Source organism: Enterobacter cloacae complex sp. 372C4 (assembly GCF_050030615.1).
GTDB lineage: Bacteria > Pseudomonadota > Gammaproteobacteria > Enterobacterales > Enterobacteriaceae > Enterobacter > Enterobacter intestinihominis.
This window is the reverse complement of record NZ_JBLGUQ010000001.1, coordinates 1868356-1887565: the sequence shown is the minus strand read 5'-3', so window position 1 is coordinate 1887565 and position 19210 is coordinate 1868356. Positions and strand designations below refer to the sequence as shown.

At 57.5% G+C, this 19210-nt stretch carries 16 protein-coding genes and 1 pseudogene; 6 read left to right on the top strand and 11 right to left on the bottom strand.

Translation table 11 applies throughout. From position 1 onward, the window contains the following. Positions 1–3: 3 nt before the first annotated feature. Positions 4–3054, bottom strand: coding sequence for a formate dehydrogenase-N subunit alpha (gene fdnG, locus ACQG11_RS09060; protein WP_250116064.1), 3051 nt, complete (start codon positions 3052–3054; stop codon positions 4–6). Positions 3055–3425: 371 nt separating this feature from the next. Here fdnG and fdhD point away from each other — a divergent pair, with 371 nt between their 5' ends. Further along, the gene (gene fdhD, locus ACQG11_RS09055; protein ID WP_045308722.1) at positions 3426–4262 is read left to right on the top strand and encodes a formate dehydrogenase accessory sulfurtransferase FdhD; all 837 of its coding nucleotides are present in this window, start codon (positions 3426–3428) and stop codon (positions 4260–4262) included. Positions 4263–4376: 114 nt separating this feature from the next. After that, on the top strand, positions 4377–4589 hold the full coding sequence (locus ACQG11_RS09050) for a DUF1471 domain-containing protein (RefSeq protein ID WP_003861966.1): 213 nt from the start codon (positions 4377–4379) through the stop codon (positions 4587–4589). Positions 4590–4629: 40 nt separating this feature from the next. On the opposite strand, the gene ACQG11_RS09045 is transcribed toward ACQG11_RS09050, so the two are convergent. Beyond that, positions 4630–4953 (bottom strand): AzlD domain-containing protein, encoded by a 324-nt coding sequence (locus ACQG11_RS09045; RefSeq protein WP_022649832.1) that lies wholly within the window; start codon positions 4951–4953, stop codon positions 4630–4632. Next, positions 4953–5612 carry an AzlC family ABC transporter permease gene (locus tag ACQG11_RS09040; protein WP_022649831.1) on the bottom strand — a complete coding sequence of 220 codons (660 nt, stop codon included), beginning with the start codon at positions 5610–5612 and terminating at the stop codon, positions 4953–4955. Before ACQG11_RS09040 ends, ACQG11_RS09045 begins: the two co-directional genes overlap by 1 nt. 103 nt (positions 5613–5715) lie before the next feature. On the opposite strand from ACQG11_RS09040, the gene ACQG11_RS09035 reads away from it, so the two are divergent. From ACQG11_RS09035 to ACQG11_RS09020, 4 genes are all read left to right on the top strand, one after another. After that, positions 5716–6264, top strand: coding sequence for a helix-turn-helix domain-containing protein (locus ACQG11_RS09035; RefSeq protein ID WP_023305101.1), 549 nt, complete (start codon positions 5716–5718; stop codon positions 6262–6264). Between the two features lie 17 nt (positions 6265–6281). Beyond that, complete coding sequence (locus ACQG11_RS09030; protein WP_045308721.1) at positions 6282–7277, top strand: LacI family DNA-binding transcriptional regulator; 996 nt, start codon at positions 6282–6284, stop codon at positions 7275–7277. A gap of 105 nt (positions 7278–7382) precedes the next feature. Then, on the top strand, positions 7383–9506 hold the full coding sequence (locus ACQG11_RS09025; RefSeq protein ID WP_426728320.1) for an alpha-galactosidase: 2124 nt from the start codon (positions 7383–7385) through the stop codon (positions 9504–9506). 44 nt (positions 9507–9550) lie between these two features. After that, the gene (locus tag ACQG11_RS09020) at positions 9551–10816 is read left to right on the top strand and encodes an MFS transporter (protein WP_426728319.1); all 1266 of its coding nucleotides are present in this window, start codon (positions 9551–9553) and stop codon (positions 10814–10816) included. A gap of 33 nt (positions 10817–10849) precedes the next feature. Here ACQG11_RS09020 and ACQG11_RS09015 read toward each other — a convergent pair whose 3' ends face one another. The 8 genes and pseudogenes from ACQG11_RS09015 to ACQG11_RS08980 all read right to left on the bottom strand — a co-directional run bounded on the left by ACQG11_RS09015 (position 10850) and on the right by ACQG11_RS08980 (position 19118). Next, entirely contained in the window at positions 10850–12634 is a 1785-nt protein-coding gene (locus ACQG11_RS09015; protein WP_426728318.1) for a hypothetical protein, read from the bottom strand. Further along, entirely contained in the window at positions 12634–13152 is a 519-nt protein-coding gene (locus ACQG11_RS09010; RefSeq protein ID WP_421767871.1) for a DUF3304 domain-containing protein, read from the bottom strand. Before ACQG11_RS09010 ends, ACQG11_RS09015 begins: the two co-directional genes overlap by 1 nt. Beyond that, positions 13152–13663: pseudogene (locus ACQG11_RS09005) on the bottom strand (DUF3304 domain-containing protein). Before ACQG11_RS09005 ends, ACQG11_RS09010 begins: the two are co-directional and overlap by 1 nt. Before the next feature lie 355 nt (positions 13664–14018). Further along, positions 14019–14333, bottom strand: a complete 315-nt coding sequence (gene rhaM / locus ACQG11_RS09000) for an L-rhamnose mutarotase (protein WP_022649824.1) — start codon at positions 14331–14333, stop codon at positions 14019–14021. After that, the gene (fucO, locus tag ACQG11_RS08995) at positions 14330–15478 is read right to left on the bottom strand and encodes a lactaldehyde reductase (RefSeq protein ID WP_023305097.1); all 1149 of its coding nucleotides are present in this window, start codon (positions 15476–15478) and stop codon (positions 14330–14332) included. The genes rhaM and fucO overlap by 4 nt, the downstream gene beginning before the upstream one ends. 135 nt (positions 15479–15613) lie before the next feature. Continuing rightward, positions 15614–16615, bottom strand: a complete 1002-nt coding sequence (locus tag ACQG11_RS08990; RefSeq protein ID WP_032622004.1) for an ABC transporter permease — start codon at positions 16613–16615, stop codon at positions 15614–15616. Further along, positions 16612–17616, bottom strand: coding sequence for an ABC transporter permease (locus tag ACQG11_RS08985; protein WP_023305096.1), 1005 nt, complete (start codon positions 17614–17616; stop codon positions 16612–16614). The genes ACQG11_RS08990 and ACQG11_RS08985 overlap by 4 nt, the downstream gene beginning before the upstream one ends. Continuing rightward, positions 17616–19118 (bottom strand): sugar ABC transporter ATP-binding protein, encoded by a 1503-nt coding sequence (locus ACQG11_RS08980; protein ID WP_023305095.1) that lies wholly within the window; start codon positions 19116–19118, stop codon positions 17616–17618. Before ACQG11_RS08980 ends, ACQG11_RS08985 begins: the two co-directional genes overlap by 1 nt. Positions 19119–19210 lie beyond the last annotated feature (92 nt).

The window sequence follows — 19210 nt, the reverse complement described above, 5'->3', positions numbered from 1 at the left end:
CCGTTACACCTTTTCCACGTTCACGAGGAAGGCCTTAAACTCCGGCGTCTGCGTGTTCGCATCACCGACGAACGGCGTCAGGGTATTCGCAATGAACCCTTTCTTCGCCACGCCCTCATAACCCCAGTGAATTGGGATGCCGATGGTATCCACCTGCTGACCATGAACGTTCAGCGTGCGAATACGCTTGGTCACCACCGCCTTGGCTTTGATGTAGCCGCGGTTAGAGGAGACCTTCACGGTATCGCCATGGGCAATGCCGAGTTTGTTCGCCAGCTTCTCGCCGATCTCCACAAACTGTTCCGGCTGCGCGATGGCATTCAGCAGCGCGTGCTTGGTCCAGTAGTGGAAGTGCTCGGTCAGACGGTAGGTGGTGCCGACATACGGGAACTTGTCCTTTTTACCCAGCGCTTCAAAATCGCCCTTGAAGATACGGGCTGCCGGGTTAGAGACCACGTTCGGGTGCAGCGGGTTAGTACCCAGCGGCGTCTCAAACGGCTCATAGTGTTCCGGGAACGGACCTTCCGCCATTTTATCGATAGCAAACAGGCGCCCCATCCCTTCAGGCTGCATGATAAACGGCCCGACATCGCTGCCTGGTGCGGCAGTGCTGTAGTCCGGAATATCCACGCCGCCCCATTTCGCGCCGTCCCACTTCAGAAGCTGACGCTTCGGATCCCACGGGTTGCCCTGCGGATCAGCGGAGGCACGGTTATAGAGGATGCGGCGGTTAAGCGGCCACGCCCATGCCCAGCCCAGCGTATTACCGAGGCCCGACGGGTCGGCGTTATCGCGGTTGGCCATCTGGTTGCCTTTCGGCGTCCAGCTCCCGGCAAAGATCCAGCAGCCGCTTGACGTCGTACCGTCATCGCGCAGGTGCGCGAAGGTGCTGAGCTGATCGCCTTTCTTCGCCAGCACCGCACCGGTCGCCGGGTCGATAACGTCCGCCAGCGCCTTACCGTTGCTCTCCATCGCCACTTCTTCCGGAGACGGATTCTCTGGCGTCGAGTAGTTCCAGGTCATGTTCAGCACCGGCTCAGGCGTTGCGCCGCCCTCAGAGGCGTACATCTTACGCAGGCGTAAGAAGATGCCGGCCAGGATCTCGCCGTCGTTCAGGGCGATGCCCGGGGCGTCTGCGCCTTTCCAGTGCCACTGCAACCAGCGGCCGGAGTTGACGATAGACCCGTTCTCTTCCGCGAAGCAGGTGGACGGCAGACGGAACACTTCGGTCTGAATCTTCGACGGGTCGACATCGTTCGACTCACCGTGGTTCTGCCAGAACGTCGAGGTTTCGGTATTGAGCGGGTCAATCGTCACCAGGTACTTCAGTTTCGACAGAGACTCGACAACCTTGTTCTTGTTCGGGAACGACGCCACCGGGTTAAAGCCCTGGCAGATATAGCCGTTGACCTGGCCCTGGTGCATCATTTCGAAGTACTGGAGGACGTCGTACCCTTTGTCCCACTTCGGCAGCCAGTCAAAGCCCCAGCTGTTTTCCGCCGTCGCCTTGTCGCCGTAGAAGGCTTTCATCAGCGAGACGAAGAACTTCGGATAGTTGCCCCAGTAGTTTACCTGGCCTTCGAGCAGCGGTTTTGGCGTGCTGGCCGTCAGATAGGTTTGCAGGTCAGTCTGTTTCTCGCTCGGCAGGTTCATGTAACCCGTCAGGCTCTGAGACAGCAGGCCAAGGTCGGTCAGACCCTGGATGTTGGAGTGACCGCGCAGGGCGTTAACGCCGCCGCCTGCCATCCCCATGTTGCCGAGCAGCAACTGAACCATCGCCATGGTGCGGATGTTCTGCGCGCCGATGGAGTGCTGCGTCCAGCCGAGTGCATACAGGAACGACGCGGTTTTATCTTTGGCGCTGGTTTCCGCAATCAGCTCGCACACCTTCAGGAAGTCCGCCTTCGGCGTCCCACAGATGTTTTCGACAACCTCCGGCGTATAGCGGGAAACGTGCTCTTTCAGCAGGTTCCACACGCAGCGCGGGTGTTGCAGGGTGGTGTCGCGCTTCGCAAAGCCGTTTTCGTCCAGCTCGTAGTTCCAGCTGGTTTTGTCGTATTTGCGTTTTTCGGCGTCATAACCGCTGAACAGGCCATCGTCGAAGCTGTAATCCTCACGCACGATCAGGCTGGCGTTGGTATAGGCTTCGGTGTACTCGCGGTTATATTTTTCGTTGGTCATCAGGTACAGCAGTACGCCTGACAGGAAAGTGATGTCAGTACCTGAACGAATTGGGGTGTAGAAATCCGCCACTGACGCTGTACGCGTAAAGCGGGGATCGATCACAATCAGCTTCGCGCCGTTGTGGATTTTGGCTTCCATCGCCCAGCGGAACCCGACAGGGTGCGCTTCAGCGGCGTTACCGCCCATCACCACAATAAGGTTGGCGTTCTTGATGTCGACCCAGTGGTTGGTCATCGCACCGCGACCAAATGTTGGAGCAAGACTTGCTACCGTTGGTCCGTGTCAGACACGCGCCTGGTTGTCGACCGCGAGCATACCGAGTGCGCGCGTAAATTTCTGGGTTAAATAGCCGGTTTCGTTACTGGACGCTGAAGCACACAGCATGCCGGTGGAGAGCCAGCGGTTAACGGTGGTGCCTTCGGCATTCTTCGCAATAAAGTTGGCATCGCGGTCTTCTTTCATCAGCTTAGCGATGCGATCGAACGCCTCTTCCCAGCTGATTTGTTGCCATTTGTCAGAGCCGGGAGCACGGTACTCAGGAAACTTCAGGCGGCTTTCGGAGTGGATAAAATCTACCAGACCGGCCCCTTTCGGACACAGCGCACCACGGTTGACCGGATGATCCGGATCGCCTTCGATGTGGAAAATAGATGCTTTGGCGTTTTTCGCACCGTCGCCGAGGCTATACATTAACAGCCCACAGCCGACGGAGCAGTACGTACAGGTGTTACGGGTTTCGCGGGTGCGCAGCAGTTTATACTGCCGAGTTTCCGCCAGCGCTACGCCGGGCGCAAAGCCCAGTGCCGCCGCCGTGGTGCCTGCCATACCGCCAGCGCAGATCTTAAAGAACTGCCTTCTGCTGACCTGCATGGGTCACTCCTTGGTTCATTACGACATTGCTATGTAGTTTTACTTTGCGGTTGAGAATTAACCGCAAAGGAGAAAAATTTGCGTTAATCCCTCATTTCTCCGAGGGATAAGCCCAGAATACCACAATGTCGGTACGCCTGTTCCAACGGCGTTAAAACAAAGTGAACGTATTATCACGGCATTGATTATAAAGTGTGATATCAATCACATTTCTCTCTGCGGATGTTAAGGGTGTGTAGCAGATGACCGGTTGCACCCCTCCGAATTGAGTAGGAGAATGGATGCTGAAAAGTTGATCCATACTATGCGTAAGGTCCGCTGTTTGTGGTGCAATAGCAGGCTCACTTCCGTGGTTGTTCAGGAATACCGTCGTGTTTAAACAAAACCGTGCTACCCACGCGTCGCCACTGCCTGCGGGCATTGTGGAACTGTCGGTACACAGACCGCCTCACATTTCACATGCCACGCCGGATTTTCTGGCGGAAGAGGTCCCCGTTGCCCTGGTTTACAACGGGATTTCGCATGTGGTGATGATGGCCTCGCCGAAAGATCTCGAGCTGTTCGCCATCGGTTTCTCCCTCTCGGAAGGCATCATTGCGCATCCGCAGGAGATCTACGGCATGGACGTCGTACCGGCCTGTAACGGTCTCGAAGTGCAAATCGAACTCTCCAGCCGCCGCTTTATGGGGCTGAAAGAGCGCCGCCGGGCGCTGGCCGGACGTACCGGCTGCGGCGTGTGCGGTGTTGAACAGCTTAACGATATCGGCAAACCCATTATCCCGCTGCCGTTCACCCAGACGTTCAATCTGGCGCATCTTGATCGGGCGCTTGTGCACCTGAATGACGTTCAGCCCATCGGCCAGCTCAGCGGTTGTACGCATGCGGCGGCGTGGGTATTGCCGTCGGGGAGCATTGCAGGCGGGCATGAAGATGTTGGCCGCCACGTCGCGCTGGATAAGCTGCTGGGCCGTCGCGCTCGGGAAAACAACGTCTGGCAGCAAGGGGCCGCGCTCGTTTCCAGCCGCGCCAGCTACGAGATGGTGCAAAAATCCGCCATGTGCGGCGTGGAAATTTTGTTTGCGGTGTCAGCGGCAACCACGCTGGCGGTTGAAGTGGCGGAGCGCTGCAACCTGACGCTGGTGGGGTTCTGCAAGCCAGGCAGGGCGACAATTTACACCCATCCGCAGCGATTAATTGTTAATCAGTAATTTTGAATGAGTATAGCAAATCCTTCCGCTTTTAGTTGTTCATGATGAGGTCTAGTATTTATCTCATCAAGGCACGGTGCCTTATCTAAACAACTTAACGAAAGGGTTTATCTCATGAAAAGCATCAAAACTTTTGTCGCAGTAATCGCTCTTGCTACATCTTTCGGTTCTTTCGCTGCGCAGACTGTGACCGCATCCGCCTCTACGCTGGACGGTGCAGAAGCTAAAATCGCCGCACAGGCTCAGGAAGCGGGCGCGTCATCCTACAAAATTACTCAGGCATTCACCGGTAACCGCGTACACATGACCGCTGAACTGAACAAATAATTTCGCAGTACCGTCGAAAGAGCGCCCCTGGGGCGCTTTTTTAGTTTATGCCCGCCAGACGCAGTAGCGCCGTCACCACCGCCGCCGCGACGATCACCACAATTAACGGCATTTTGCGCCAGGCCAGAAACACCGCGAACCCCACCCCCAGCACGCGCGCCATCCCGGCAAAATGGTCCCCTTCATAAAACGTTGTCGCCAGCGCGACGGAGAACAACAATACGGTAGCCGCATCTGAAAGCAGCGCCTGAGAACGTTCAGAAAGCGCCAGCCGGCTGCCGAGTTTTGCCCCGCCGAGACGCATCAGATAGGTTCCGGCAGAAAGAATGGCGATGCCGAGAATAAAGACCGTCATGTTTTCCATTATTTTTTCCTCGCGGCAAGGCCGAGCAAAGAGAGCAGCACCGGCAGGCCCACCGGTGCGAACGGCACGGCTGCCAGCGACAACAACGCGCCGCTACAGGCGCGGATCAGCGTGGTACGGTTTTTAAATGCCGGCACCACTAACGCCAGCAGGATCGCCGGGAACACCGCGTCCAGCCCGATGGTTTCCGGGTCTGGCAGTAGCTTGCCGACCATCGCCCCCAGCACCGCGCCCAGCGGCCAGATGATTGCCACGCCTAACCCGCACAGCCAGTAGGCCGCTTTACGCTGCTCGGCGGTTTTTTGCGACAGGCCAAACACCACGCTTTCATCGTTCATGATATGACAGCCCAAAAAGCTCAGGCCGCGCTTGCCCACCAGGTCACGCACCGTCACGCCGAACGGCACATGGCGCGCGTTTACCAGTAAACCGGCTGCGGCCGCCGCCAGCGGATTGCCGCCGCTCGCCACGATGCCGATGAACATAAACTCGGATGCGCCTGCCAGCACCGTGAGGGAGAGAACAAACGGCACCCACAGCGGGAAACCGTAGGCCATCGCCAGTGAGCCATAAGACATGCCGACCACGCCCACCGCTAGGCAGACCAGGACGATCGCTTTTATCGTGTCGCCTTTCAGGCAAGAGAGGTGATTCTTCATACCATTTTAGCCATATCGAACGTATTTCCATTATAATGAACGCATCAAAAACGTTTTACAAGGCGAACGATTCGTTCGTTATAGAGAGAATGAGGCCGTTATTATGACGCAGCCAATCAGCGTAATCGCCAGAAGCCTGGTGCGAGAACGCCTGCGAACCGGGCTCTCACTGGCGGAAATTGCCCGCCGTGCCGGGATCGCCAAATCCACGCTTTCACAACTGGAGTCTGGCAACGGCAACCCTAGCCTGGAAACGCTCTGGTCGCTTTGCGTGGCGCTGGATATTCCGTTTGCCCGGTTACTGGAGCCACAGCAGCCCGTCACGCAGGTGATCCGCCGCGGCGAGGGCACAAAAGTTGTCGCCGGGCAGGCGAACTACGAGGCGATTTTGCTCGCGGCGTGTCCGCCGGGGGCGCGTCGTGATATCTACCTGCTGCTGACTCAGCCGGGGGCAGACCGTATTTCCCAGCCGCATCCGCCAGGGTCGGTTGAGCATATTATCGTGACCCAGGGGCGGGCGATGGTCGGCCTGATCGACGCGGCGGAAGAGCTCGGCCCGGGAGATTACATTTGCTATCCCGCTGACCAGCCGCATATCTTTAAGGCGCTGGAGCCAGATACGCACGCGCTGCTGGTGGCGGAACAAAACTAAAGAAGATACGGAAAATCATGTCGCTTAAAGCCATTGCCAAAGAACTGGGGCTGTCTGTTACCACCGTCAGCCGCGCCCTCAACGGATATGACGACGTTTCTGCTGAGACGCGCGCCCGCGTGGAAGCGGAGGCCCAGCGCCGTGGCTACCGACCAAATACCTTTGCCCGTCGCCTGAAGATGGGCAAAATCGACGCCGTCGGGTTGGTGTTTCCGGTGCATCCTGTTCCGCTCAATAACAGCGTTTTTATGGACATGGTCGGCGAAATTAGCCACGAACTGGCGCGACATGAGATTGACCTGCTGCTCATCGCTGACGACGATCTGGCGGACAAACACAGCTATATGCGCATGGTGCAGAGCCGACGCGTGGATGCGCTGATAGTGGCGCATACGCTGGATCACGATCCGCGTCTTGAGCAGCTTCAGGCCGCCGGGTTCCCGTTCCTGGCGCTCGGCCGCAGCCAGCTGCCGCAGCCGTACGCGTGGTTTGATTTCGACAACTATGCCGGTACGTATCAGGCCACCCGCTGGCTGATCGAGAAAGGCCATCAGCGCATTGCGCTGCTGGGCGAAAGCAACAACCAGGCATTCATCACCCAGCGTCGCCAGGGCTTCCTGGACGCGCTGCGGGAAGCCGGTCTTTCCAGCGAATGGCTGCGCGCCATGCCCCCTTCGCGCCGCGTGGGGTATGCCACCACGCAAGAACTTCTCTCCCTGCCGCAGCCGCCCACGGCCATCATTACCGACTGCAACACTCACGGCGACGGCGCAGCGATGGCTCTGGCGCAGATGGGGCGCTTAACCGGTGAAAATGCCGTCTCGCTGGTGGTCTATGACGGTTTACCGCAGGACAGCATTGTCGATATCGACGTCGCGGCGGTGATCCAGTCTACCCGTCAGGGCGTCGGGAAACAGATTGCCGATATGGTGCGCCAGCTGATTAACGGCGACGACATTGATACGCTTCAGGTGCTCTGGCAGCCGGAATTTTCCCCAGGCCAGACGGCCTGATTACACCAAAAATTCAAAACTCGATCACAGATCCGAAACGTTGTGGTTTATATCCGAAACGTTTCGGATCAACACTCAGGACATCCCGATGACAGGAGATGTCCGATGCAAGATGCCATTTTTCGACTTGAAAGCAATACGGTTGACGTGGTGCTAAAAACCCATCCGTTCGCCGAAATTCTCTACTGGGGACCGCACCTTCACCACTTTTCGCCGCAGGATGTGCTGAGTATTGCGCGCCCGGTTGCTAACGGCAGGCTGGACGTCGACTCGCCCGTCACGCTGATGGCAGAGCTGGGGCACGGCCTGTTTGGTTCGCCCGGCATCGAGGGGCATCGCCAGGGGCTGGACGGTTCGCCTGTCTTCACCACCACAGGCGTACAACAGCAGGGGCAAACCCTGACGGTAACGGCGGAAGATAAACAGGTGGGCCTGCGCCTGACCAGCGAGCTGGTGCTGGATGCCAGCGGCGTACTGGTGGTGCGCCATGGGTTAACCAACCTGAAAACGCTGGCGTGGCAGGTGGATCGCTTTGCCGTGACGCTGCCGGTGGCCGAACGTGCGCAGGAGGTGATGGCCTTCCACGGACGCTGGATCAGGGAGTTTCAGCCGCACCGCGTGATGCTTGAACATGACAGCTTTGTGATTGAAAACCGCCGGGGTAAAACCTCCCACGAACATTTCCCGGCGCTGATCGCCGGTACGCCATCGTTCAGCGAAATGCAGGGCGACGTCTGGGGCGTGCATCTGGGCTGGAGCGGCAACCACCGCCTGCGCGCGGAAGCGAAAACCGATGGCCGCCGCTATATGCAGGCCGAAGCGCTCTACCTGCCGGGTGAAATGGCGATTGAAGAGGGGGAAACGCTCTGGACGCCGCGCCTGTATGCCAGCCACTCCCCGCACGGGCTGAACGGCATGAGCCAGCAGTTCCACCGTTATCTGCGCGACAACGTTATCCGCTTCCCGGAAGATAAACCGCGCCCGGTGCACCTCAACACCTGGGAGGGGATCTACTTCAACCACGATCCGGACTACATCATGCGCATGGCCGACGAGGCCGCAGCGCTGGGCGTGGAGCGCTTTATTATCGACGACGGCTGGTTCAAAGGCCGCAACGATGACCACGCGGCGCTGGGCGACTGGTATCTGGACGAGAAAAAATACCCGAACGGCCTTAAGCCGGTGATCGATCACGTTAAACAGCTTGGCATGGAGTTTGGTATTTGGGTTGAGCCGGAGATGATTAACCCGGATTCCGATCTGTATCGCGCGCACCCTGACTGGGTGCTGGCGCTGCCGGGCTACGCCCAGGCGACCGGGCGACATCAGCTGGTGCTCAATCTTAATATTCCGCAGGCCTTTGATTATCTGGTCGAGCGCATGAGCTGGCTGCTGGGCGAGCATGCGGTCGACTACGTGAAGTGGGACATGAACCGCGAGCTGGTGCAGCCAGGGCACAAGGGCAAAGCCGCCGCCGATGCCCAGACCCGCCAGTTTTATCGCCTGCTGGACGTGCTGGGCGAGCGTTTCCCGCACATTGAGTTTGAATCCTGCTCCTCCGGCGGCGGGCGAATCGATTATGAAGTGCTGACCCGCTGCCACCGCTTCTGGGCGTCCGACAATAACGACGCGCTGGAGCGCAACACTATCCAGCGCGGCATGAGCTACTTCTTCCCGCCGGAGGTGATGGGGGCGCATATCGGTCATCATAAATGTCACGCTACCTTCCGCCAGCACAGCATTCAGTTCCGCGGACTGACGGCGCTGTTTGGTCACATGGGGCTGGAGCTGGATCCGCTCACCGTCGACGCGCAGGAGCGTGAAGGCTATCGACATTACGCCGCGCTGTATAAGCGGTGGCGCGAGGTCATTCATCACGGCACCCAGTGGCGCGTGGATATGCCGGACGCCACCACCCTGGCGCAGGGTATAGTGAGCGAAGACAAGACGCAGGGGCTGTTTTTGGTCAGCCAGCTCGCGATGCCGGATTACACCCTGATGATGCCGCTGCGCATGCCGGGGTTAGACGCCAGCGCGCAGTACCGCATCACGCTGCTCGATCACCCGAACATTCAGATTACGGGCGAGGGCGGGCACACCATGCGCAAGCTGCCGGCGTGGATGGACGCGCCGCAAACGGTAAGCGGTGAATGGCTGATGCAGGCGGGTATTGCGCTGCCAATTCTGGATCCGGAAACCGCCATTCTGATTGGTGTGGAACGCGTGTAAGGGTGACGGGCCGGGCAACCGGCCCTCCGTTGAGGATAAAAATAATGAACACAACAACCTGTACCCACAAAGACAACCCTAACTTCTGGATCTTCGGGCTGTTCTTCTTTCTCTACTTCTTCATCATGGCCACCTGTTTTCCGTTCCTGCCGATCTGGCTGTCGGACATCATCGGCCTGAACAAAACCCATACGGGGATTGTTTTCTCCTGCATCTCGCTGTCGGCCATTGCCTTCCAGCCGGTGCTGGGGGTCATTTCGGACAAGCTGGGGCTGAAAAAACACCTGCTGTGGATCATTTCGGTGCTGCTGTTCCTGTTCGCGCCGTTCTTCCTGTACGTCTTCGCCCCGCTGCTGAAAACCAATATCTGGCTGGGGGCGCTGAGCGGTGGGTTGTATATCGGCTTTGTCTTCTCAGCGGGTTCGGGGGCGATTGAGGCCTACATTGAACGCGTGAGCCGCAACAGCTTTTTTGAGTACGGCAAGGCGCGCATGTTCGGCTGTCTCGGCTGGGGGCTGTGCGCCTCAACGGGCGGCATCCTGTTCGGCATCGATCCGTCGTATGTTTTCTGGATGGGATCGGCGGCAGCGCTTTTGTTGATGCTGCTGCTGGTGGTTGCGAAACCGAAGCCCAACCAGACGGCGCAGGTGATGAATGCCCTGGGCGCCAATCAGCCGCAGATCACCGCTAAAACCGTCTTCACCCTGTTCCGCCAGCGCAGAATGTGGATGTTCATCCTGTACGTGATTGGCGTGGCCTGCGTGTATGACGTCTTCGACCAGCAGTTTGCCACCTTCTTTAAAACCTTTTTCGCCACACCGCAGGAGGGGACCCGCGCCTTTGGTTTCGCCACCACGGCCGGGGAAATCTGTAACGCGATCATCATGTTCTGCTCGCCGTGGATCATTAACCGCATCGGCGCGAAAAACACGCTGTTGATTGCCGGGGTAATCATGGCGACGCGCATTATCGGCTCGTCGTTTGCCACCACTGCCGTGGAGGTGATTGCCCTGAAGATGCTGCACGCGCTGGAAGTCCCGTTCCTGCTGGTGGGGGCATTCAAGTACATCACCGGGGTGTTTGATACGCGCCTGTCGGCCACCATCTACCTGATTGGCTTCCAGTTTGCCAAACAGTCGGCGGCGATCTTCCTCTCCGCCTTTGCCGGAAATATGTATGACCGGGTCGGCTTCCAGGAGACGTACCTGATGCTGGGCTGCTTCGTGCTGGCGATTACGGTGGTGTCGGCATTTACGCTGAGTGGCAGGCGGGAGATTGCTGCTAGCAGGGGCGCGGTGGAGGTGAATTAGGGAAGGGTGCTGCCGCGAATGCGGCAGCATGACTTAGGCTTCAGGCATCTCCATTGAGCGGATCGCAAAAAAGTCCTGCGAAATACCCGCCCCTTTGTCGACCGTCTGCAGATCGTGAACGAACCATGCGTACATTTCTGGCGGTGCGGTATCCAGGGGTAATGGCCGGGGCTTACCGAGATTTGCCGCGTGGAAGTATTCCAGAAACCGCTTCGCACGCCACAGCGCGGGTCCATATACGCTTGGAACGATATCCCTGCGTTTGTCCCTGGGGTCCTGCTCCATACTGTTTCGCATCCTTATGGCGGCATCCTTCACGTCATCAAGCCAGCCCCAGTTTTGCTGCAATACGGCCAGTTCATTTGCATACTGCCCGGCGGTCTCTTTCGCCTCCTGCGTGATGCCTGCAAATCCCGCAGATGCGCCAGCAGAGGCCAGCACATCGCCGCGCTGTTTTTCATATTTCATGCATTCCGTGCGGTACTGATAGTACTGACGGCCCAGCCAGTCGATATAGCTGTCCAGATGACGGTTCTGGCATGCGGTGCTTAATGAAGTAAAGGGTAGTGCGCTCTGGTACGCCTCTGCCCACTGCAGGACGGACTGGTTTTTGACGTTGTCCTGGACGATGAAATAAGCAGCCACATCAGTATCTATTTCATCGAGCGACTGAAAATCAGGAAAAGGCACGCCCGCCATGGTCGCCTCACGGTACATCCTGTGGAGCGCCACGCGGCAGAGTTCCGCACTGGGCTTTTGTTCGTCCGGTTTCAGGCCCCCGCCGATATCCTCCGCGCATCCGGGATAGAGTTCTTCCTTGTGCGCCGGGTTATTGCCGGTGCGGTACAGGCAGCGCCAGACGCGGGTTTCATGGGCGGCAACCAGATGCAGGCTTTTCTTTACCGACTCAGGCAAGGGGGTATCCTGGTCGATGGACTTGTCTCCCAGCAACACGCTAATCCCTTTTATCGGCCCGCCAAACGCAGAGATAAAGTAATCCACGCCGTTGTTGTTGCTGGCCGACGTGCGTCGCGAGCAGTCAAACAGGCCGGTAAAGACGATATCGACGGGTATGCCCTGGTAGGTGTATTTATCCCCCTCTTTCTTACAGATATCTTTCAGCAGACTGTCCAGGAATTTACGTGCCAGGGTAGCGCCGAGGTCAAAACCGAAAAGGGAGACAGAAATGAGTTTAATGGGCACCGGGCTGGCTGATTTTGCTCTCTCATAAAATCGCTCGAAGCGCATTTTCGCCGAGGCGATACGCGTATCAACGCCTGTTACCAGCATATCTGCGACAGCAGGGTTATCACGTATCCAGGGGGTAGCTTCGATGCTGGCTTTTTTAAGTGCATTCGTGGCTATATTTTTCCCCAGCTTTCTCCACTCTGCGGGTTTAAGCAGCTTTGCACCTTCGTTTTTCAGGATTTCATACCAGTTTCTGCCTTTAAGTAATTCTCCGCCTGCTTCCTTCGCCATTTCAGCAGGCTGAGATTTGAGATCATCCTGCACATTACTTCTGGTACCATCTATTAATGCAGTGAGTTTGGTAGAAAGATCCTCGTTAAAGGGGGTACCAAGACCTGATATGTAGACCGTATCGTACGCTTCTCTTGACGTATTTTGTCTTTCGTCAGGAAATGCACGAAACAAACGGGCAATATTACTGAGTCGTTGCTCTGGCGCATCCTGTTCAATATTCCTGTGAATACCATCGAAAAAGAAACCCACATGCCAGATGCGTGAACAATTGTGTATGCCGTAATCTTCAGCCTGCTGTGCCCGGTTTGCCGCAGAAATGAGGCTTTCTATATCCATTAGTTATTGTCCATTGTATTTAAGTGTGCCGCTTCTGGCCGTTTTTCATAAGGCGACCATGCGTTATCACTCCATCCCAAAAGTACTTTATCGCCAGGCAGAAAATGAACGTGTAAATCATTTTCGCCCTGCTTCCGTACTGGCATAGGCATTTCTGTACGACGAGTTTCTTTACGGAGTCCTGCGTTGTATTGATCTCGCGTCGTACTTAGAGTCCATATTATTTCGGCAGTATCACCGCTAATACTGCCGCAGCAGGTGGCTTTACCCCCGCCATGCGCAAAGGCATTCGCCCCCGCCACGCCATTTACGCTAAACCCCAGGATAGGCCTGTCAATTTCACTGTGAATAATCAGCGTCACCGGCCCCGACGGTGGTCCCCAGGCCGCAGCCCATACCGACCAACCAAGATAAATCACCACCGGCAGTATCAGTGCTCCCCAGAGCCACTTTCCCCAGCGGGCATAACCGCGATTCACGGCGCTGTCTATTTTTTGATATTTACCGAACCATCCCATTATTTTGTTTCCCTGTTATTAGCATTCTCCTGATGCGTTTCATAAGGCGACCATGCGTTATCACTCCATCCTAACAGGACTTTATCGCTCGGGAGGAAATGAACGTGTAAATCATTTTCGCCCTGCTTCCGTATTGGCATAGGCATTTCTGTGCGACGAGTTTCGAGACGCATACCTTTAAGATATTGTTCATGAGTAATATCCAGCGTCCAGATTATTTCAGCCTTCTCCCCGCTAATATTCCCACAGCAGGTTGCCCCTCCCCCCCTTGCGCAAAGGCATTCGCCCCCGCCACGCCATTCACGCTAAACCCCAGAATGGGCCTGTCAATTTCACTGTGAATAATCAGCGTTACCGGCCCTGAGGGTGGTCCCCAGACCGCAGCCCACACCGACCAGCCAAGATAAACCACTACTGGCAGCATCAGTGCACCCCAAATCCATTTCCCCCAGCGGGCATAACCCCGGTTATTTCCATTGTCAATTTTCTTATAAGCTTTGAAAAATCCCATGTTATGTATTCATCCATGATGTTGAGGGTTGTTAATCAAGAAGTCGTAAAGCAGTGTCATACGCTATCTCAGTACCACCCTGTAATGGGGCTGCCCGGAAAAATGTATGGTTCATCTAAAGGCAAGTGGCAGGGTTACCCTGCCACAAAATGCGGAGAATCTGACGTGATCGGATAATTTAGTCACGCGGGGTTGTCCGTTGAAATGCTTTCGCCAGTAATCCATCACCAAAACCTGACTTATCTTAAGGTTAATCAGGATGGTTACATGAAGAAGAGATGCTGTAAACGGATGAAATGCATGTCTAATTCTGAAAAATGCCTCCCCGTAGAGCGGCCTCCAGGGGGAGTATTCATCAGTCCAGGTAAAACACCTCGTTCAGCTCCGCACTCACCGGGCTGTTGTCCGGGTTAGACGGCATAACGTCAGCCATATGTTTCCACCAGCGCTGGCAGACGTCGGTGTTTGCCACCGCGTTCCAGCGCTCTTCCGATTCAATCTCCACTGTCGCAAACAGCAGGTTGCGGGCTTTGTCGAGGTAAATGGCGTAGTGGTGCGCGCCGTGGGCTTTCAGCACCGCTTCCAGCTCAGGCCAGATCGGGTTGTGGCGGCGCGCATACTCCTCGTGCGCATCCGGGTTTACCTGCATCACAAACGCTTTGCGGATCATAATGCCTCCAGGTACAGCTCGCGGACCTCATCGCGGCTGGCGGTACGTGGGTTGCACGGCGCGCACGGGTCAGCGAGGGCTTTATCCAGCCAGCCTTCAATATCGGCTTTGGTCACGCCAAGCTGGCTAAATCCGGACGGAATGCCGACCCGGGCGCTCAGATCGCGAATCGCCTGAATGGCGGACATGCTGGCCGCTTCGTCGCTCATGCCGCGCGTGTCAACGCCCATCGCCTGCGCCACACGGGCGAATCGGGCGACCGCGTTCGGGCGGTTAAAGTTTTCGATGATCGGCAGCAGGATGGCGTTGCACACGCCGTGCGGCAGGTTGTGCGTCGCGCCCGGCTGGTGCGCCAGAGCATGCACCAGCCCCAGCCCGGCGCTGTTAAACGCCATGCCCGCCAGATACTGCCCAAAAGCCATCTGCTCGCGCGCTTCCAGGTTGTGACCGTCGTCGACCGCTTTCGGCAGCCAGAGGTTGATCAGACGAATGGCTTCCAGCGCGTTGGCATCGGTCAGTGGGTGTGCGCCCACGGAGACGTAAGCTTCAATGGCGTGGGTTAGCGCGTCCATGCCGGTTGCGGCGGTCACGGAGGCCGGAATATCGAGCATCACGCTGGCATCGTCCACGGCGATATCCGGGATGATGTTCGGGTCGATAATCACCTCTTTAACCTGACGCGCGGCGTCGATGATCACCGCGTTGCTGGTCATCTCCGCTGCCGTGCCTGCGGTAGTGTTGATCGCCACCAGCGGCACGCCCGCGTTTTTTACTTTGCCGACGCCGGAGTAATCGGTTGACGGACCGGGGTTGGCGGTGAGGATTTTGATCGCCTTGGCGGTATCAATCGGGCTGCCGCCGCCGAAGGCAATCACGTAATCACACTCCGCATCCTGATATGCCGCATAGCCTTTCTGCACCAGCGCTTCCGTTGGGTTTGGGAAGACCTCATCGAACAGGTGATACGACATCTGATGGGCGTCGAGCGCGGAAAACAAACTGTCGAGCAGGCCCAGCTTCACCAGCTGGCCGTCGGTGACAATCAGCGCTTTTCCCCACTGTTTGTTTGCCACCAGATTGACCATATCGCCGATCGCGCCCGCGCCGTGCAGGCTGATTTTGGGGAGTGCCAACATAAAGCTCATGATAATTCTCCTTAATATGCTTTTGAGGTAATCCGTTCCCCTCACCCTAACCCTCTCCCCGGAGGGGAGAGGGGACTGCTCGGTGCGGCTTTTCACCCTCTCCCCTCAGGGGAGAGGGCAGGGGTGAGGGGCAATTTAATTCCGTCTTCGCTGCATCATCCGGCGGGTAATAATCGGCAGCGAAATCACCACGATCAGCATCGCGCCGATAATCACCGACATCACAATGCCGGGCACGTTGAGCAGGCTCAGGCCGAAGGTCACCAGCCCCATCAGGAAGGCGGCGATAATCACGCCCACCATGCTGCCGGACCCACCGAGAATATTGACGCCGCCGAGCACCGCCATCGTCACCACCGCCAGCTCCCAGCCCATCGCGATGGTCGGGCGGGTGCTGCCCAGACGCGAGGTAAGCAGCACCGACGCCAGGCCGGACATCAGCCCAACCAGTGCGAAGAGGATCAGGTTGTGGCGCTTCACGTTGATGCCGGAGTACCACGCGCCGGTCGGGTTGTTGCCGATGGCGTAGGTGCGGCGGCCAAAGTTGGTGCGGTGCAGCACAAAGGCAAACAGAGCGGCCAGCACGATAAACAGCGCGAATTCAAACGACAGCGCGCCCCAGACGTAGCCCTGGCCGAACCAGGCGAAGCTCTCAGGGTAGCTGTTCAGCGCCTGGTCCCCGAGCAGAATGTAGGTGATCCCGCGGTACAGGCTCATCGTGCCGATGGTGATGACGATGGACGACAGGTTAAAGCGCGTCACCAGAATGCCGTTGAACAGCCCGCACAGTAGCCCGACGCCTAATCCGACGCAGACCAGCAGCGGCGTATCGACGCCCGCCGCCGCGCAAAAGCCCATCACCGTGGAGCTGAGCGCGATGGTGGAGGCTACCGACAGGTCAATTTCCCTGGCGATAATCAGCATCGCCATCGGCAACACGATGATCGCTTTTTCGGTGAAGTTGAACGTCGCGTCGGAGAGGTTCCAGATATTGAGAAAGTAGGGTGAGGCGAGCGCGTTCACCAAGAACACCGCCAGCGTCACCGCCAGCAGGAACCCCTCCCAGCACAGCAGACGCTGGAAGATGCCCGGCGCAGAAGTGGGTTTGATTGCTTCAGATGTCATCATTTTGCTCATGATTTCACCGCCAGTTTCTGACGTGCCAGCGCCGCATCGCGCAGTATCAATCGGCCTTTACGTTTATTGCCGCGCTCGTTCAGCAGCACCGCTATCACAATTACCGTGCCGGAAATCGCCATCTGCCAGAACGGGGAGACGCCGATCACCGGCAGGGCGTTGTTAATCACCCCGAGGAACAGTGCGCCAAACAGACAGCCGAGCACGCGCCCGGTGCCGCCCATGGTGCTGATCCCCCCAATCACACAGGCTGCCACCACCTGCAATTCAAAACCGTTAGCGACGTCAACATACGCAACGGCAAAGCGCGATATCCACAGGTAGCCGCAGAACCCGGCCAGCAGACCGGAAAGGCAGAAACTAATGAACTGCATTTTTCCGGCGTTGATCCCGGTGTAGTACGCTGCCGTGGCATTACCGCCTGCGGTGTAGAGCGCTCGTCCGGTGCGGCTGTAGCGCAGGAAGTAGCCCACCAGCAGCAGCGCGGCGATGGCGCACCAGCTCAGCACCGGCAAGCCCAGCACTGACGCACGTGGCAGGCCGAGGAAATCTGTACCCATCTGGTTTGAGTTCACCCAGCCGCCGCCGGAGAGCAAAAAGATCATTCCGCGGTAGATGCTCATAGTGCCGAGCGTTACCACAATCGCCGGAATGCCCAGCTTCCACACCAGCAGGCCGTTTATCGCGCCCATCAGCAGCCCAAGCACGCTGGCAAGGATCAGCAGCGCCCAGACGGGCACGTCCGGGTAATGGAAATTAATCAGGGCGACAATCATCCCGGTCAGGGCCAGATTGGCCGCCATCGACAGGTCGATGCCTTTCGTGAGCAGCACCATCATCTGCCCGAGCGCGAGGACGATCAGAATGGCGGTGTCGTTAAACATCTCCACCAGGTTGCCCGGCGCGATAAACGATGGCACGCGGCTGCCAATGGCGACGATCATCAGGATAATCACCGCGCCCAGCAGGGCTTCGCGGTGTTTTAAGAGTGAGCTAAGCATTATGCCGCCTCCTGTTTTGCACCGCTGGCGGCGCTGACGATGGTTTCCGCCGTCGCGTCTCCCGCCTGGTACTCGGCCACCATCAGCCCCTCGTGCATGACGATAATGCGATCCGCCATGCCCATCACTTCCGGCAGTTCGGACGAGACCATAATTACCGCCAGCCCCTGACTGACCAGCTCGGACATAAACTGATGCACGGCTGCTTTTGAGCCGATATCGATGCCTTTTGTCGGCTCATCGAGGATAATCACGTCAGGGTGCGTCGCCAGCCATTTGCCGATCACGACCTTTTGCTGGTTGCCGCCAGAGAGGGTCTCCACCGCCTGCTTCCAGCTGAAGGCTTTCACTTGCAGGCGTTTGGCGTACTCGTCCGCCAGCTTCCATTCACGGTCGTCATGCAGCACACCGTTCGGATTGAGCTTGCTGAGCTGAGGCAGGCTGATGTTCTGGGCAATCGGCAGGGCGATAATCGCCCCCTGTTTCTGTCTTTCTTCCGGCACGCAGACGATACCGGCTTTGATCGCATCCGCAGGCTGGCGGAAGCGCCGGGGCTGTCCGTTGAGGATAATTTCCCCGGACGATGGCCGCGTGACGCCGGAAAGCGCCTGCATCAGCTCGGTACGCCCGGCCCCCACCAGCCCGTAAAAGCCGAGGATTTCCCCTTTACGCAGGGAGAACGAGATATGCGCAAACTCGGTCGGATGGCAGAGGTTTTTCACCTCCAGCACCGTCTCGCCTTTTTCGCAGTCGATTTTAGGGAAAGTTTGGGTAATGGCGCGCCCGACCATCATCGACACCATCCGCTCCTCGGTGATCTCATTTATTGCACCTGCACCGACGAACGCGCCGTCGCGCAAAATAGTGTAGTGATCGGCCAGCTCAAAAATCTCGTCGAACTTGTGGGAGATAAACAGGATGGCTTTGCCCTCCTGCTTTAAGCGCTCCACAATCTGGTAAAACTCGAGGATTTCATGCTGCGACAGCGCCGCCGTCGGTTCATCGAGGATCACCACCTGCGCCTCAAACGACAGCGCGCGGGCAATCGCCACCATGTGACGCTGGGCGATGCTCAGGGTTTTCAGCGTCGCGCGCGGGTCGATTTGCACTTCCAGCCGCGTGAGGATCGCCTGCGCCCGGCGGTGCATTTCCGGCCAGTCGAGCTTTTTCAGGAAGCCTTTGTGAAGGTACTGACCGACAAAAATATTCTCGGTGACCGAGAGTTCATCAAACAGCACAGTTTCCTGGTGAATGGCGGTGATGCCCATTTTATGCGCCGACTCCGGCGTCGGGAGATGAACGGGGATCGCTTTATAGAGAATTTCGCCCTCGTCGGGCTGGTAAATGCCGGTCATCACTTTGACCAGCGTCGACTTGCCCGCGCCGTTTTCGCCTATCAGGGCGGTCACTTTGCCGGGCCACAGCGCAAGCTGCACGTTCTCAAGAGCACGCACGCCGGGGAACACCTTGGTGATGCCAGAAAGCTGTAGCAATGGGGTCATGATAGTTCTCCTGGACAGAGGAATTTGTAGGGCGGGTAAGCGGCAGCGCCACCCGCCTTTTGCCGGATGGCGCTACGCTTATCCGGCCTACA